The organism is Paenibacillus phytohabitans, assembly GCF_013141775.1.
Taxonomy (GTDB): Bacteria; Bacillota; Bacilli; order Paenibacillales; family Paenibacillaceae; genus Paenibacillus_AQ; species Paenibacillus_AQ phytohabitans.
The window spans coordinates 223471-241289 of the sequence record NZ_WHOB01000012.1 but is presented as its reverse complement, the minus strand read 5'-3'; the positions used below and the strand labels follow the sequence as shown (position 1 = coordinate 241289).

The following is a 17819-nucleotide window of genomic DNA, read 5'->3' as shown; positions in this document are numbered from 1 at the left end:
CATATAAGCTAAACATGCTGAGCTGATGAACGTAGAGGAAATCCGACTGATTATTTGCTGTAGAACCAGGACTGGCTCATCTTACTCCTTAACGGCACCAAGCACGATGCCCTTGACGAAAAAGCGCTGGAGAAAAGGATAGACCAGCAGGATGGGCAGCATGGCGATGAAGATTTGCGCGGATTTGACGCTACGGTTGGAGAGCGTTTGCAGATCCTCGAAGCGGATGCCGGTCTTGCTGAAGTCCTGCACAACGACGATGGTCTGCAGCAGCGTGGCGAGGGGCCAGCGGTCGGGCGAGGTCATATAGAGCATACCGTCAAACCAGGCATTCCAATGGCCGACAAGGGTGAATAGGGACAGGGTGGCGATGGCCGGGAGCGATACGGGCAGATAAATTCTGGACATAATCTGGAAGGAGGTTGCACCGTCCATAATCGCGGCTTCATCCAGGTCGCGCGGCAATGCCCGGAAGAAATTCATCATCAGGATGATATTCCATACATTGACCAGGCCCGGGAGGATGAAGATCCAGAAGGAGTTGATCAGATTGATCTTCTCCATCAGGATATAATGCGGGACGAGCCCGGCGTCGAAGATCATAATAATCAGAAAGAACCATACATAGAAGCTGCGTCCGCGGAATTCCTTGGAATTCCGCGAGAGGGGGAAGGCGGCCAGCACCGTTACGCACATGGCCAGTATCGTGCCGACAGCGCTGCGCAGCACCGAGATTTTAAGTGCCGACAGGAAATTACTATTCTCGAAGGTACGCAGATATCCATCCAAAGAGAAATCCACGGGGATCAGTCCGACCAGGTTGGAATCTGCTGCCGATTTACCGCTGAGGGACACCGCAAAGATATGGAGCAGCGGCAGCACGCAGACCACGGATATCAGCACAAGAAAAGCGATATTGAACAGATAGAATATGCGGTAGGTCGGGTTTTTATGGTACATGAGGCCTTTCCTCCTTCAAATTGACAAGCATGTCAGAAAATCCGGTAATTTGCCCACTTGTAGGCTGAATAGTAGCCTCCTCCAATCATGATAAAGCCGATTACTGACTTGAACAGGCCGACGGCGGTGGACAGGCTATATTGGCCTTCCTGGAAAGAACGGTAGACATACGTATCGATAATATCGCCCTTGTCCAGCACCAGGGAATTGATCAGATTATAGATCTGGTCGAAGTTGGCGTTCAGCATGTTACCCAGCGACAGGGTGAAGACCACAACGATGATCGGCAGCATCGAGGGGAGCGTGATGTAGAGAGTCTGCTTCATGCGGCCCGCCCCGTCAATCTCTGCCGCTTCGTAGAGCGCGGGATTGATGCCGGACAGCGAGGCCAGGAAGACGATGGCGCTGAAGCCGAATTCCTTCCACAAGTCGCTCAGAATGACAGTGAAGCGGAACCAGTTCCCTTCACTGAGGAACATCACGGGCTGCATGTGGAAGAAGCTGAGCAGCTGGTTCACAATCCCTTCCAGGGACAAGAGATCAAGGAGAATGCCGCCCAGAATCACCCATGACATGAAATGGGGCAGATAGACCAGGGTTTGAACCGAACGCTTAAGCCCCGTCTGGCGGATTTCGTTGAGCAGAAGGGCGAATATCACCGGAACTACGAGCCCGAAGGCGATTTTGAGACAGGAGATAATCAGTGTGTTGAGAATGACCTGCCGGGAATCATGCATCGAGAAAATCAGCTCGAAATTGCTCCAGCCCACCCACGAAGAGCCGGAAATGCCCTTCCAGGGCTTGAAGTCCTGAAAAGCAATGATGATGCCCGGCATAGGGGCATATTTGAATATCAGCGCGACGAGCACTGCTGGCACCAGCATAAGATGCAGCCTCCATGTGGCGGCAAACTGCCTGGCTATTGTGCCGGTTCCGGGATTGGCCTTGGGAGCGGCATTGGCCGCCATATCTGTGCCTGGCTTCATACGGGTCTCCTCCTAAATGTCCGCCGCTTGCGGATTCTACAACCATATTAGGCTTGACAATCCTGAACTGTACAGATATAGATATTTAAGGTAACTGTCAATTTGTTAAGGGGGTGCTGCCATGCGAAGATACCGGCCGGTATTTGTCAAAATCACTGCTGTTATTTTTATGCTGATTTTGCCAATGGCTCTGCTCTATACGTATTTCAGTGAGAAGAGTCTTGAAGTCATCGATGGACAGATTACAGATAACAACGAAAGCCGCTTGTTTTTCCTGAAGAATCAGATTGAGTCGAACATCGACCGCTTGTCCTTATCCTCCAGTGTGCTGACGAGAGATTCCTCCATTACGGATTTGCAGCTCAATCTGCTTACCGAGGATTATTATCAGACGCTATACTACCAGACACAGGTCAAGGAAAAGCTGCTGCTGCAGAGTCTTTCCAGCAACTGGCGCAACGATCTGTCCGTCTATTTGCCGGAGAGCCGGCGACGTATATCCACCAATCCGGGCGACACGTTCGACATGAAGGAGATGAAGCTGTCTCCCGCGGGTGTATGGAGGCTGCATCCGGGCACCGGTGCGGTGAATCCGTATTATCAGATGTTCGTCTGGGACCCTTATCTTTCGCAGGAGCAGAACCAGGAGCCCGTTGCTGTATTCGAGGTACGGTTCACGGTCGACAATATCCGGCGGATGCTGGGTGACTACAAGCAGGATAATCCGGGCAAAGCTTTTCTGCTCACGGCTTACGGTACAGCTTACGGTGCCGTATCGGCAGACGATGCGGCCGCAAGGGAAACCGGGCGCCGGCTGCTCAAAGATCCGCTGGAGGAATCCGGACACCGGAGCCTGGAAATCGGCGGGGAGGATACTTTTATCAGCTATGCGTATCTCTCTTCCCTGGATGCCTATCTGGTGGATTATGTCCCGCTTGATGTTATTCACGCACCGGTTGTGCAGAGCCGCAGAATGTTCTATCTCAGCTTTGTCGTCTTGGCCCTGCTGGCGCTTATTGCCTCTTATCTGCTGTACCAGCATGTGCAGAAGCCGGTGTCAGAGGTGGTCAAAGGCTTGCGGAGCTTTGAGCGGGGCAATTATTCCTTTCGCATAAGAAAGCGCTTTAATAACGAATTTGACTACATGCGCCTGCGGTTCAATGAGATGGCCGAGCAGACCCAGCATTTGATCAATGACGTCTATGAGGAGCAGAACCGTTCCAGGCTCGCAACACTGAAGCAGCTGCAGTCCCAGATTCATCCCCACTTTCTGTACAATTGCCTCTCCTTCATCGCCGCCTGCGCCAAGGCAGGGGAAACGGAAACGATCCGTGAGATGGTCTATCATCTGGGTGATTATTACCGCTATACGACACGGGTGGAGAACCAGCGTCCGCTCCTGGAGGAAGAGGTACAACAGGCCAGGAACTATCTGCATATCTACGCCTTCAGACTGGAGCGTCTGGATTTCGGGCTGAATATTCCGCCGGACATGCTGGCTGAGCCGGTCCCCCGGTTGTTTCTGCAGCCTGTAGTGGAGAATGCCATTATCCATGGTGTGGAGCCGCAGCCGGGAGCGGGCACGATACAGGTCACAGGTGTACAAGAAGGGGAGTATAATCTGCTGCAGGTTGAGGACAGCGGGGCGGGCATGACGGAGGAGCAGATCGCCGGCTATATGAAAGAGCTGGAGCTGCCCATGAATGAGCAGACAGGCTGCGGCCTGTGGAATGTCAATCAGCGTCTGAAGCAGCAGTACGGTCCGGGGTCCGGCATCAGGCTGGACGCCTCGCCGGGTCTGGGCGGTTTACGGGTCACCCTGCGCTGGAAAAGGGAACATGAAGGAGGACAGCCAAGTGAAAATGCAGCTGATGCTCGTCGATGACGAGCCAATGATTCTTAAGAGCATGGTCCAGAATGACTGGGCTTCCGCCGGTGTGGAGCATGTGTATCAGGCAGCATCCGGTCTGGAGGCGGCAGAGCTGCTGAAGCATCATCCGGTCGATATTGTGGTCACGGATATCCGCATGCCCGGGATGGACGGTTTAGCCTTATGCAAGCATGTGCATGAGCATTATCCAAGAACCCGCTGTGTGCTGCTGTCAGGCTTTGGCGAATTTGAATACGCCCGGCAGGCGATTGAGCACCGGACGGTAGGCTATCTGCTGAAGCCGGTCAAGGATGAAGAGCTGCTGGCCGAGGTGAAGCGGGTTGCCGCCGGCCTCCGCACGGAATGGGAGCAGATTGCTTCCCAGGAACGGGCGCGGCGGACCTTGCACCAGCATATGCCGATGCTGCGGTCGGGATTTCTGAATGATCTGCTGTCAGGCCAGCTGCCGGAGAATGGAGCGTTAGCCGAGCGGTTGAAGGAGTACCAGCTCCCCTTCCATGCGGAGGATTCGCTGCTGCTGGTGATGGTGCGGCCCGAGAAGGTATTCGGCAGCGGAGAAGAACCGGATGCCCTGCTGTTTGAATATGCGGTGCGGAATATTGCGGCAGAGATTCTGGAGCCGGACTGTGATGTCTGGCATTGCCGTGATGCCTATGGCTATCTCATCTTTGCGCTGCGCAGCCGGGAGCAACCGCAGGAGATGGGTGAAATGGATGTGAGGGCTCTGCATACCAAGGCACATGAACTGCAGCTGAAGGTGTCCGGCCTACTCAAGGGGCAGGTCTCGCTTTTGCTGAGTGAACCGCTGCGCTTTCCCTTGGAGCTGGCGCAGGTCTACCGCAAGTCGCTGAACGAATTCCGGAAAATCCCGCGCAGTGAGCAGGAATTCCTGGCTCTAGCGGGCAGCAACCGGACGGTTGACCGCACCTTGACCTCACTCTATGCGCCGCCGGCATTCCTGCGGCTGATGGAGGGAGGCCGGTGGGATGAGGTGCGCAGTAAGCTGGTCGCCATTGTCCGCGAAATGGAGGAGAAGCTGCTCGATTCCGAAGAGCATCTGGCCGAGCTGTACCATACGCTGGTGAGCGCTTTCCTGGCCATTGCCCACCAGCAGGGAAAGACCCTGATGGAGGCGACATCCGGGAAGGGAGAGCTTGGTGAATCAGCCCGGATCATGCGCAGTGCCGCCACCATTGCGGACTGGGCGGAGGGGATATTGTCCTGTCTTGCGCAGTCGGAGAATGCGGAATACAACGATCACAAGCGCCAGCTGCTGGCGAGAATCCACCGCTTCATTGAGGAGAATCTTGCCCGGGATGTCTCCCTGCAGAGCATTGCCGACCACGTGAAGCTCCATGCGGTATATCTGTCCTCCATGTACAAGCTGGAGACGGGCGAGAATCTGAGCGATTACATTATGCGTTACCGGATGGAGCAGGCAGCGGTGCTGCTGCGCTCTACGGAGATCCGGATTTATGAGCTGGCCGCCCGGCTGGGCTTCCAGAATCCTCCGTATTTCAGCAAGCTGTTCAAGAACTATTACGGGATTACGCCGCAGGAATACCGGGAACGCCTGCTGTAACAATGCTTAAGAATTTACCATATCACCTTAAATCTTTCTCTCTTACTCCCGTGAAAGCGTTGTAATAAGATGAATGCGTCAGAGATTACAGGAACACAGGGAGGCTCTTGCATGAAGAGGACAAAAAAAAGGTTCGCGCTGCTATTGTCGGCAACGCTGCTGCTGTCGCTGCTCACAGCCTGTTCACCGAACGGCAGCAACGGAGCTGCCGGCACAGCGCCGCCGTCATCCGCCCAGCCGTCTACGCCTGCGGAGGCGGAGGGAGACGCTGCCCGGATTCAAGGGATCAAGGACGGGACATACCGCTTCGAAACTCCGGTCACCATCACTACCGTTACAGCTACGGATTCCAGCTTCAAGTACAAAAACGGGGAGACACTGAGTGACAATGTGCATACCCGTTGGGCGAAGGAGCAGCTGGGGATTGATATCCAGCATCTGTGGGAGGTGCCCGGCGAGCAGTTCGCCACCAAGATGCGGCTGATGCTGACAGCCAAGCAGGAGCTGCCGGATGTCGTCACAACGATGGATATCGGACTGATGAATGAGCTGATCGAATCCGGAGCCTACAAGGATGTTTCAGCGGATTTCGACAAGTATGCCTCGGACCGCGTGAAGGAGATCTTCAGCTCCCACCCGCTGATCTGGAGCCAGGTTACCTTCGAGGGTAAGCATATGGGCCTGCCTTACTTTGCCAACGCCGGGAACGATAATGCTGTCATGTGGGTCCGCCAGGACTGGCTGGACGAACTGGGGATGCAGGCACCGTCGACCTTTGAGGAGCTGGAAGCCTTCATGCAGGCGCTGCTAGATAAGAAGCCGGGCAATACGGATTCTATCATTCCGCTTGGCGTGAGTCTTGGCTCGGGCGGCGGCCACCCGAATCCGCTGGCAGGCTGGCTCGGGGAGAGCACCTGGATCTTCGGGCCGTTCGGAACCGTTCCTTACCAGTGGAACCAGGGCGCGGACGGTAAGCTGGTGCATGGTTCGACCGTACCAGAGATGAAGAAGGGCCTTGAGGTAATGCGGAACTGGTACCAGAAGGGCTATATCTCCAAGGAGGCCGGGCTGCACGATGAGAACAAGCTCGCCGAGCTGATTGGCCAGGGACGGGTAGGGGTCGTGGTGGCTCCGTATTGGATGGGCAGCTGGCCGGTTCCTGACCTGCAGAAGAACGTGCCGGGAGCAACGATGAAGCCCTACCCCATCCCCACTGAGAATGGCAAGGCAGGAGCGCGTGATACCACGTTCCTGAAGGGAGGGATGCTGGTAAGGCAAGGCTTTGAGCATACCGATGCTCTGTTCCTGTATCTCAACCGTCTGTTCGCCGGAGTGGACAAAGAACCAGGCAGCGAATTCGAGCACGGCTGGGCTGAAGACTATGACTATACCCTTAAGGCGGACGGAACGGTCTCCACGGTTAGCGAGGATATCCCCGGAGGCTCGGTAGGGGTCTACAAATACTTCCTGTATGAGCCGAAGGACCCGTTCAGTGTGCTGCAGCAATCCGCAGACAAGGGGGATTTGCTGGAACAGGGAAATCTTACAGAGGCTGAAGCTGCGGCTCTTGGCAATCCCGATATTCTGAAGGCGGCGCAGATCGTCGTCGATGGATGGGCCAAGGACAGCTACTGGGCGCCCAAGTTCCTTGGAGCCAGTACACCGGCGATGCAGTCCAAGGGAGGCATCACAACGAAGCTTGAAGGAGAGGCGATCATGGCGATCATCTACGGCCGCAAGCCGCTGGAGGATTTCGATACATTCGTCAAGGAATGGTACAGCATTGGCGGAGAGCAGATGACGAAGGAAGCCAATGAATGGTTTGACAGCACGAAGTGACAGGCGAACCCAGCAGGAGTTATCTGGGCTAAAGCTGCAGGACTGCTGTTGCCGGACGCTAGCCGGAAGGAGGAGGAGAAACGGACGGGAAGCCGGGATCATCCTCCTCCTTTTTGCTGCCTGGTGAATATGCAATGTATACCTGTTAAGGAAGGTGGGAGAATGCGGTGAAATGGACAAAAAGCAGAGCTGCCGCAGCTTCGGGTGTCCCGCTGTGTCTGGCCGTTGTCCTGCTGTTAAGCGGAGGCGGAGTCCCGGAAAGGCTCGTTGGGCCTGAGGGAAAGGAGAATGCTTCCACCAAGGCTCAACTGGGCATAACGGAGCGGATGACAATGGACACCGAGGTGGCACGGATCAACGGGCATGCAGTGACGGCGGCGGAACTGAAGTATGCGATGGGACTCCAGCGCACGCAGGTGATTGAATACTTCCGGGATACTTACCATCAGGCGTATGAAGAGAACTTCTGGGAGCTGGAGATTGACGGGGTGAATCCGCTGGAGCTGCTCAAGCGTGAGGCGCTTACGTCCTGGACACGAAGCCGGATTCTGCTGGAGATGGGGTATGAAGGAGGGCTTGTTGACAGCACGGACTTTGACGGGCTGCTCTCTGAGATGGAACGCGAGAACAAACGGCGGGCTCAGGCAGCGGCTGCCGGGATAGCGGTGTTTGGTCCGGCCGAGCTGGATGAAGGCAGCTTCATCCCGTACTATCTGAGCAATCTGGAGGTTGCGCTTCGGGAGAGGATGACAGTGCCTGGGGAACACGGACGGGAAGATGAACCGGCACGGGAGGATCAGGTTAGCAGCATTTCTGAGGAACAAGAGCTTACGTTTACCCGCATTTCCATAGCATACCGGAGCAAAGGGCAAGGTGTAGCGGATAACAAGCCGGGAACACAACAGCTTCTGTCTGAGGTGCGTCAGTTGCTTCTTGAGGGCAGAAGCCCGGAAGAGGCGATTTCAAAACTGAGAAATGATAACGCTTCCTTTCCTGACTTGACTCTAAGCAGTGAAAGTCTGGACAGCGCAAACGCCAGAGTGTATTTCCGCGAGCAGGGCCAGCTGTACACCTGGCTAACCAGTGAGCGGGAGTCCGGCGAGATCAGCCCGGTCATGGATGAAGGCTTCACAGGGGAATGGGTAATGGCGGTGCTTGGCGATGTAAAACCGCAGAAGCCAGAAACAGCAGCGGCGGAGCGGAAAGGGAAAGCGGCGGCGGAGACAGGCTTCGGGCGGGAACTGGAGCAGCGAATCCGTTCCGCCCGGATTGAGCTAACGGAGCCGGGATATTCCGGCCTGCAAATGCAGTAGCATACCATTCATATCGGGAGGTTTAAGACAAGATGACAAGAAGACCATGGCATCAGATGAACAAGCTGATTTTGACGGCAATCCTGATTCTGGCATCTGTACTGTCCGTATTAGTCCCGTCAACGGTCCGCGCAGACGGTACATCCTATTATGTCGATTCGGCAGGGGGCAGCGACAGCAACACAGGCAGCTCCGAAGCCCAGGCCTGGAAGACGCTGGACAAAGTGAATGCTACCGTCTTTCATCCCGGCGACCGTATTCTGTTCAAGGCGGGCGGAGTCTGGACGGGGACGCTGTCACCCCAGGGCTCCGGCAGCGAAGGCAGCCCGATTCAGATTGACCGGTACAGCGAAGGGGCCAAGCCGTTGATTGCAGGTGGTGGTGCCGCCGCTGCCGTATATTTCTACAATCAGGAGCAGTGGGAGGTCCGTAATCTCGAGATTACCAATAATGCAGCCAGTCCGGGCGAGCGCAGAGGCATTCATGTCAGCGGAAGCAGCGGAAGCTGGACCAATCCCAAGGTCTATAAGCATTTCGTGTTCGAGAATCTCGATATCCATCAGGTCAAAGGGACAACAGCCACCGATTATGTGCATAACGGCGGAATTATCGTCTGGGGTCCGGACTGGGATCTGCATGTGTCGGACGTGGTCATCAAGAATAATCACATCTATTCGCTCGACAGTGTAGGAATCTATCTGAATGGAGCACAGCGCACCTACTCCACCGGTCTTAAGGTGCAGAATAATGTCATTAACGATGTGGCTGCCGACGGGGCGGTTGTGCTCAATACGACGGGCGGGGTCATTGAGCATAATGTGGTGTACGATACCCATGTCCGCGCGTCCGGATACCATGTGCCGCTGTGGGTATGGGGCACGAAGGATGCGGTCATCCAGTACAATGAAGTCTACAACACCGCCCCCGGCGGCGACGCAATGGCCTTTGATGCGGATTATAACAGTGACGGCACTATTATCCAGTACAATTACAGTCACCATAACGCAGGGGGGATGGTACTGGTCGTCAATGACGGGACAACTGCCTCCAATTACAATACCAATGCGGTCGTCCGCTATAATATCAGCGAGAATGACGGCGGTGCGGTGTTCAATCTGAACGGCCCGGTCAACGGCGCGAAGTTCTATAATAATACGGTCTATCTGCCGCTCACTTCCAGCACCAAGGTGGTCAATTACGGCTTTTGGGATGGCTATGCTTCAAATACGGCCTTTTACAACAACCTGATCTATAATCTGGGCACCGGGGGATACCAGTTCGGCTCCAGCACCGGCAACATATTCGATAATAATCTGTTCTACGGCAACCATCCATCCAGCGAACCGGCTGACCCGCACAAAATCACCACTGATCCGAAGCTCGCTTCGCCAGCCTCGGGTGGCATCGGACGCGGCACGCTGGCCGGTTATCAGCTGCTGAATACCTCTCCGGCCATTGGCAGCGGCAGAATCATCAGCAGCAACGGCGGCAGCGATTATTTCGGCAATTCTGTTCCGGCAGGCACTGCTCCCAATATTGGGGCCTACGAGGGAGCGGGGCTGGACCCGAACAATCTGCCTCCGCTGCCACAGCCGCCTTCCCAGAGTAATCTGCTGCTCAATCCGGGGTTTGAGACAGGTGATTTCAGCAACTGGCCGCTTCATTACAATGGAGCTTCTATCGTAAACACCGGAGCACATACCGGAACCTATGCAGCGGCACTTACCGGCAACTATGCAGGAATGGAGCAGAACATTGGCGGACTGCATCCGAACACCATGTATAAGCTATACGCTTATGGCGCAGCCAGCGGCGGCGGCTCGGCCGTATTCGGAGTGAAGAACCACGGCAACGCCGAACAGAGTGTCTATATGACTGCAGCTGCATATACCCGCAAGGAAATTACATTTACTACAGGGGCCTCCAGCACCAGCGCTACAATATTTCTGTACAAAGCCGGAGGGGCGGGGCAAGTGACGTTCGACGATCTGGAATTGATTCAATTCAGCGCATCTCCTGCCGGTCCCGCCGAACCGGTGTTCACCGAAGGCGGAAGTGACGAATTCGCCGGGCCCGATCTGGATGGTCAGTGGACTTGGGTTAGGGAGAACAGCGCAGCCTGGTCGCTGACGGCAAATCCCGGCTCTATGCGGATAACAGCAGAGAGCGGGGAAATCGCAGAGGGGGCTGCAACGGCCAAGAATCTTCTGCTCACCGGAGCGCCTGAAGGGGACTGGACCTTAGAGACTAAGCTGACGGGATTACCGGCGTCCCCATGGGCCCAGGGCGGCCTGATTGTCTATGAGAGCGATGCGACCTTCGTCCGGATTACCCGGATGTACGGCACCGGCAACGAATTCCAGTTCACCGCACAAAAAAATACCGTGCGGCAGCATGTCGAAACTGCCGATACTCTGGGCTCGGCCGTATACCTCAGACTCGTGAAGACGGGCAATACGTACAGCGGCTTCTATTCCGCTGACGGTGTGAGCTACCAGCAGGCCGGAGCGGATCAGACAGTGGAAATTGCGGAGCCGAAGATCGGCCTGTTCACGGGAGGCGGTACAGGATTTACGGCGAACTATGATTATTTCAAGTTCATTCCGGCGGAGACCGAACCGGAACCGGAGCCTGTCAACCTGCTGCAGAACCCCGGCTTCGAGAGCGGTGATTTCACCGGCTGGGCAGTCCATTATAATGGTGCTGCGATCTCAGACACTGCCCCGTATACAGGAGAATACTCCGCAAGGCTAAGCGGGCCGGCTTCAGGCATGGAGCAGACGGTCTCCGGCCTGCTTCCGGACACGACCTACAGGCTGTCCGGCTTAGGACAAAGTGCAGACGGCGGTGTAGCGGTATTTGGGGTCAAGAATTACGGCGGCACATTCACGGATGCCTGGGGCTTCGAGCAGGGCACAGGATATGTGCACAAAGAAATTGAATTCACAACAGGAAGCGCCAGCACCAGCGCCACGATTTATCTGTATAAAGGCAGCGCCGCCGGTGAAGTCCATTTCGACGACCTGGTGCTGACGGCGGTGCAGGAGTAGCCGATACATTCAAGGAGTCAGCTATAGAATTGAAGCGGTGAACCGGATTACGATAGTTACTGTGATATAGAGAGGCAGCAATTCAAAAAGGACGGTTCTTCAAGTCACTTCAGTGACTTAAAGGACCGCTCTTTTTTTTAACGGGGCTAACAAAGGGCGTTAGTTCAACAAAGATAGTCATCTCAAGCCGGTTCACTGTGCGATGCCTCGTGTTCTGCAGCCGTTTGAACCCCAAGCCTGCGGACGAGGGAAGGAAGTGAAAAAAGATAGAAGAAGCTGACGCCTACTGTACAAAGCGCGAGTATATAATGCAGCCAAGTCACTGAAATCCAGGCCGGAAAGGCCAGGGCGACTATGCTTAGTGCCATGGAGTGGCCCAGCATCATAACCGGATCAATCAAAGCATTAACCCGGCCCATATTACGGGCGGGAACCAGTTCAGGCATCCAGCTGCCAAGAACGATATTAATTGGCGCAATAGCAATACCCGCGAGCAGGACAATAGCCAGGTATACCTCGACCTGCCCGGCAAAACCCAGGCCGCCGATAAGCAGGCTTGCTGCGAATAATCCCGTTATAAGTACCGGAGTCCGCGTGAAGCGGGCAATGAGACGCGGGCCGAGAATACTGCCCACCAGGAAGCCGATGCCAAGAAAAACGGTAATCATCGAGGAATAAACAACATAATTATCCGGGCTCAGCTTATACTTCATTGCAAAAATCGGAAGCACTGCAAACACACCATTTACGATCCCAAAGAACAAAAACCCGCTGATCAGTACGAGAAGCAGCCGATTTCCGGCGATATAGCGAAGACCTTGCGAGAAATCTGTAATGAGGTGCGAAAAGCGGAGCTCGCGAATACGGTTCTTACCGTTAGGCATCCGGGCATTCTCGGGGAAATCCCCCCAGGCCAGCAGCAGACCCGAAATTAGAAAACTGACACAATCAACGATGATAGCGCCTTGAATTCCAATAAAATGATAAGCGGTCGCTCCCAGACTCATCCCGAATAACATGAACATTCCCATAACGATCTGGTTCAAACCGGAGGCCTGAACATACTGGTCATGACCTATGCTTCCCTGCAGCAGCCCCATCTCAGCCGGACCAAAAAATTTGGAGATCGAGCTGCGCAGAAACAAAACCAGAAAACATAGCACAATTAAATCGTAATGTACGAATAACAGCAGCAGTAAGGTCAATCCAGCACGGATCCAATCACTGTATGCAGCGATATGCTTACGGTCGAACCGGTCGGCCGCAACCCCAACGATCCAGAATACAGCCAGCGTAGGCAGGGAATACATCAGCTCCGCAGTGGTTGCCAGGGAGGGGCGTTCGCTGAACCGGTCTACCAGATAATAGGCAAAAGCCATGTTGCCAACCACCGTACCCAGCTGAGAAGCAAAAGCTGCAAAAAACAGCTTGCAGAATACAGGATTGCGAAAAAGTGACTTCATAATAGTTCCTCCCCCAAATCAAAGAAATCCTTTGCTTTACCCGCTGACGGTTGAAGCAGACTGTACAGATAGTTAAGGAGTGCATTGAATTGCAGGCGGGTACCCGCTTGTCTGGTGCCCACTGTAATAGAATGTGTAACGATACCTTCCTGAAAGGATGAGACCAGTCTGGATATCTGACCAAGATCCATGACCGGATTGAATTCGCCGCGGCTTACCCCCAACCGGAGCAAATCTGCAAAGCGGACAATGCCTCTTTCATACCGTTGTTTAAGCATCTCTCTGCGTGAAGAATCGCGCCAGCCGACTAGAAAATATTCATAAAAGGCAGGCACCATTCCACCGCCCTCCGTTTGCTCCAAATCATGAAGCTGCTGGGTATATAGTGTGACAATGATTTGCCAAACGGGTGATGAAGCAGCCGTCAAATATTCAAGATACTGTTCATACTCAAGATCCTGATGATCCAGCAATGCTTCAAAAATCTCTTCTTTCGTTTGATAATAGAGGTAAATCCAGCCCCTGCTCATGCCGGTTTCCTCGATAATATCCTTCAGAGAGACCGATCCGTAGCCTTTTCTGATAAATACGCTTTTAGCAGCATCTAATATCTGCCGGCTTCGCTGTTCTTTCCGGTGATCCGTCAGTCGGGGAGACATTTATCCGCCGCCTTTCCTATTATCCAAAATGAATGATGTGTCATTATTATCTTAATGACACATCATTCATTTTGCAACTAAAAAATAGTGTAATAAGCTATTTATTTTAATGATTGATATTAATAAGATTATCTTGTTATAATGTCTTTAAATTCCATTTTATTCTCCAACATCTTCCATATCTCGCGTTTTTGTCAACTGAATTGCCAATTTGTCGTTTTGAAATCCATTATCTTGCCACCATCTCAAGTAAGAAAGGGAAATGAGTATGAAAACGGTGCTGCTGTTTCCGGGACAAGGGTCACAGTATGTAGGTATGGGTAAGGAAATGTTTGAGCGATTTGAAACGGCACGAAGGACATTTGAAGAGGCTTCCGATTTGCTTGGTTACAGCGTATCCCGGTTATGCTTTGACGGGGATCATGAGGAGTTGACACGAACTGACAATGCTCAACCTTGTATCTTGACGGTAAGCATAGCTGCATACCGGGTAATGCTCGAGCATCTTGATTTGGAGCCTTCCTATTTTGCCGGCCATAGTTTAGGAGAAATATCCGCCCTTAGTGCTTCTGGAGCCATACCCTTTTCCGAGGCGCTTCAGCTTGTGCGTCTAAGAGGACAGCTGATGCACGAAGCCCAGACGCAGGAAGCAGGCGGAATGCTTGCGATTAGCGGCGCAAATCTCTCCGCACTGGAAGAGGAATGCAGTCTCCCGTCCTTCCGTGGCCATGTCGTAGTCTCGAATTTGAATTCCAAGGGTCAGACTGTTGTTTCCGGCAAAAAAGCGGAGCTGGAAAAGTTCAGGGAAAAGGTGCTTACCATGGGGGCCAGAGCAGTTGCAATTCCGGTCGGCGCCGCCTTTCATAGCCCATTAATGAAACCGGTAGCAGAGGTTTTTGAAAATGCATTATCTCGTATGCGCTTTCAAAAAATGCGTTATTCTGTTTTATCCAATGTAACCGCCAAGCCTTATGCCGATTCCTCAAGCATCCCGTCACTTCTTTCTGAGCAAATCGTTTCTGTAGTCAACTGGCAGGGATGTATGAAATACCTGTATGGACGGGGAGTTGAGCGTTACATCGAAACCGGTTCCGGTATGGTATTGGGAAATTTAGCGAGAAAAGATATTTCTCCGGGAAGCCTTATTCAAGCAACAGATGGGAATAAAGATTGGAATACCCTTTTGGCTTCCGGTGGACGAATAGATACAGGTATTGATTTTGCAGCGATTCTAAAAATGGCTTTGTGCAGTAAAAATCATAACAAAACGGACTCCAATTCGATCTATATGAGCAAAATCTCCGGCCCCTTGCGAGAGCTTGAACTATTCGCCAGCCAGACGGGCCAAGTAAAGAGCACCGCTGAAGAGGAAAGCAGAAGTGCATTCATGGCACTCCATAAGATTATGGAGATCAAGCAGTTGCCGGAAGTCGTGCGCAATCGAATGCTGGACGATCTGACTGAGGGAGGAGGGGGCCTTGATGTTAGATACGCTTAATAATGCTCTTATAAAGGCGGCTTCTCTCTCTGATAAGGGCATTACCTTCGTGTCCGGTGAATCAGACAGCGGCTTTTACAGCTATAAAGAGCTTTTTGCTTCCGCAAAAGACATAAGTTCTCAGTTGAAACAACTGGGAGTGCGACGAGGCGACGAGGTCATTTTGCAACTGGACAACAATCGCGAATTTTTAACGGTTTTTTGGGCCTGCCTGCTTGGCGGATATATTCCGGTTCCGCTTGCAGTCGGCAACAATGAGGAGCATCTGATCAAGACTCTCCGGATCGCTGGGATGCTGAATCATCCTGTTGTCGTCTCAAATGACAAACATTTTGAGAAGCTCGATGAAATAGCCTCCCGTCAGAACTACGCAGCAGTGTACCGGATTTCTGTAGTGGCATTGCTGGAGCCATGGAAGGGTGTTGTAACGGACCTTACGCCTGTACAACCCCAAGATATTGCCTTCATTCAATTTTCCTCCGGTACAACTGGTGATCCCAAAGGTGTGATTCTAACCCACAGCAATCTTTTGGCGAACATAGAGGACCTTAGAGAACGCCTGGGTGCAGCTCCCGAAGATGCTTTTCTTAGTTGGATGCCGTTAACCCATGATTTGGGCATGATTATGTTCCATCTGCTGCCGCTGCTCTGTGGAGCCAGCCAGCACTTGATGCCTACCTGGCTATTCATCAGACGGCCTATGCTGTGGATGCATAAAGCTGATCAGGTTGAAGCCACCATTATGGCCTCGCCGAATTTCGGACTGAAATATTTTATAAACGCTTACAAAAAGGCTTCGGCTCAAACTGATATCAGTTGGAACCTTTCCGCTATCCGGGCTATCGTCGACGGTGCGGAACCGATTGATGTTGAAGTAAGCAGATCCTTTCTTGATGAACTCAGCCGTTTCGGCTTGAAGCCATCAGCTATGAAGATGGGTTATGGAATGGCAGAAGCGTGTGTCGGAGTCTGTATTCAGGAGCAGGATGTAGAGTTTACAACGTTCCATGTCAGAAGAACCGCTTTAAATGTTGGCGATACGGCAGTATTTCTAACAGATAATGAGGAGGAGGTGCTGACTCTAGCCGGATCGGGCACACCTTTACGGAATTGTCGCATCAGAGTTTGCGATGACTTCGATCAGCAACTGCCGGAAGCCACAGTGGGGCATATCCAGATATCCGGCCCGAATGTAACGGCAGGCTATTACAACAACCCTGAAGCAACGGAACGGCTGTTCACACCGGATGGCTGGGCGCGCACGGGGGATCTCGGCTTTGTATCCCGCGACCGCTTAGCGGTAACGGGAAGAACCAAAGACATTATTTTTATAAACGGAGCCAACTACTTCCCCCATGATATCGAACGGATCGCCGAGAATTGCTCTGATCTCAAGATCAAACGTATGGTTGCATGCGGAGTCTATAACCAGAACACAGGTACAGAAGAAGCGGCGTTATTCGTGTTGTATAGGGACAAGCTGGAACACTTCATGCCAGCGGCTGATCAAATCCGCAGGGAACTGAGCCGGAAGATGGGACTGCAGGTATCTATTATTTTACCGGTTTCGAAGATTCATCAAACTACCAGCGGCAAGCTGCAACGATATAAATACGCGGCCCAATATAAAGAAGGGTTATATTCGGATCTTGAGACAAAGCTCAAACATCTGGAGCAAAATCTGCAGATTACCGCCCGTGTACATAAAAAAGAACCGGAAGGTGAAATCGAGCGAGCCTTATATCAGATTTGGAGTGAGCTCCTGGGCATACAGAATTTCGATTCGGAGGACAGCTTTTTTGAAATCGGCGGCACCTCTATGCTGGTTATGCAAATGTCCGAGCGAATTGAAGAACTCTACCCGGGTATCATTTCCCCGACGGATATCTTCGGTTCGCCTTCCATCAACCGCTTATCCCTTCTGATTGCAAAAAATAGCGGCTTGGCGAAGGAACCTATTGTGCTGCAAAAAGTAGAGCTGCCTATAACCTATTTCAATGCGGAGGCGGAAGGCGCAGGGAATTACTACCAATTGACCTTGTCCGGATCTGATCGAAACCGGTTACGTTCCTATTGCGAAAAGCTTGATGGTTCCGAAATTTCCGTCTATCTGGCCCTTTTTGCTTACTGTTTATACGCACATTCTACGGAATCCACAATAACGGTCTATACCATGATTGACAGTCCCGGCTGGCTGATTCCTTTCATCGCTGCCATTGATTCCATTGATTCCATCGGGCAGCTTGTCCAACTGGCAGGAATTAAAGAAAAACCGGGAGCGGCAATAGTGCATCATATCGGCGATTTAGCTAAGAATGCCGCCGGTTATACGGCAGGTCAAGCCTGTTGCTATCTGGGATACAGAACGTGGCTGCAAAAGGAAAGAGGATTCGAGTTTGATCTGATGCTTGAAATTGAAGATTTTACGGATACCACCGTCCTCTTGTTCCGCTATAACGCTTCAAGAATGAACAGCCCCCTCATGCGTGAGGTATTTCAGGGGTTTGCAGATTCCATGGAGGTTCTGATCAGTGCGGAGGAAGTCGCGTTTGGACTAGCACCACAATAAAGAAAGGAG

The 17819-nt window shown here is 52.8% G+C and carries 11 protein-coding genes; 7 read left to right on the top strand and 4 right to left on the bottom strand.

Annotated features, from left to right (window positions below; all coding sequences use genetic code 11):
- Nucleotides 1–81: 81 nt before the first annotated feature.
- Entirely contained in the window at nucleotides 82–960 is an 879-nt protein-coding gene (locus tag GC101_RS01400; RefSeq protein WP_171715811.1) for a carbohydrate ABC transporter permease, read from the bottom strand.
- Nucleotides 961–992: 32 nt separating this feature from the next.
- Nucleotides 993–1928: an ABC transporter permease gene (locus GC101_RS01395; RefSeq protein WP_171715837.1), complete on the bottom strand. Its 936-nt coding sequence runs from the start codon at nucleotides 1926–1928 to the stop codon at nucleotides 993–995.
- A gap of 139 nt (nucleotides 1929–2067) precedes the next feature.
- On the opposite strand from GC101_RS01395, the gene GC101_RS01390 reads away from it, so the two are divergent.
- The 5 genes from GC101_RS01390 (at nucleotide 2068) to GC101_RS01370 (ending at nucleotide 11621) form a co-directional block, all read left to right on the top strand.
- The gene (locus GC101_RS01390; protein ID WP_171715810.1) at nucleotides 2068–3831 is read left to right on the top strand and encodes a cache domain-containing sensor histidine kinase; all 1764 of its coding nucleotides are present in this window, start codon (nucleotides 2068–2070) and stop codon (nucleotides 3829–3831) included.
- Nucleotides 3809–5419 (top strand): response regulator, encoded by a 1611-nt coding sequence (locus tag GC101_RS01385; protein ID WP_246354120.1) that lies wholly within the window; start codon nucleotides 3809–3811, stop codon nucleotides 5417–5419. The genes GC101_RS01390 and GC101_RS01385 overlap by 23 nt, the downstream gene beginning before the upstream one ends.
- Before the next feature lie 111 nt (nucleotides 5420–5530).
- Nucleotides 5531–7258: an extracellular solute-binding protein gene (locus tag GC101_RS01380; RefSeq protein WP_171715808.1), complete on the top strand. Its 1728-nt coding sequence runs from the start codon at nucleotides 5531–5533 to the stop codon at nucleotides 7256–7258.
- Between the two features lie 167 nt (nucleotides 7259–7425).
- Entirely contained in the window at nucleotides 7426–8571 is a 1146-nt protein-coding gene (locus GC101_RS01375; protein WP_171715807.1) for a hypothetical protein, read from the top strand.
- A 32-nt stretch (nucleotides 8572–8603) separates the two neighbouring features.
- The gene (locus GC101_RS01370) at nucleotides 8604–11621 is read left to right on the top strand and encodes a beta-xylosidase family glycoside hydrolase (RefSeq protein WP_171715806.1); all 3018 of its coding nucleotides are present in this window, start codon (nucleotides 8604–8606) and stop codon (nucleotides 11619–11621) included.
- Between the two features lie 182 nt (nucleotides 11622–11803).
- Here the strand turns inward: GC101_RS01370 and GC101_RS01365 are convergent, their stop codons facing one another.
- Both GC101_RS01365 and GC101_RS01360 read right to left on the bottom strand, forming a co-directional pair.
- A complete protein-coding gene (locus GC101_RS01365) occupies nucleotides 11804–13084 on the bottom strand; it encodes an MFS transporter (RefSeq protein ID WP_171715805.1) in 1281 nt (426 codons plus the stop codon).
- A complete protein-coding gene (locus tag GC101_RS01360; RefSeq protein WP_171715804.1) occupies nucleotides 13081–13743 on the bottom strand; it encodes a TetR/AcrR family transcriptional regulator in 663 nt (220 codons plus the stop codon). Before GC101_RS01360 ends, GC101_RS01365 begins: the two co-directional genes overlap by 4 nt.
- A gap of 268 nt (nucleotides 13744–14011) precedes the next feature.
- Between GC101_RS01360 and fabD the strand changes: the two genes are divergently transcribed.
- A complete protein-coding gene (gene fabD / locus GC101_RS01355; RefSeq protein ID WP_171715803.1) occupies nucleotides 14012–15241 on the top strand; it encodes an ACP S-malonyltransferase in 1230 nt (409 codons plus the stop codon).
- On the top strand, nucleotides 15225–17810 hold the full coding sequence (locus tag GC101_RS01350; protein WP_171715802.1) for a non-ribosomal peptide synthetase: 2586 nt from the start codon (nucleotides 15225–15227) through the stop codon (nucleotides 17808–17810). Before fabD ends, GC101_RS01350 begins: the two co-directional genes overlap by 17 nt.
- Nucleotides 17811–17819: the final 9 nt, after the last annotated feature.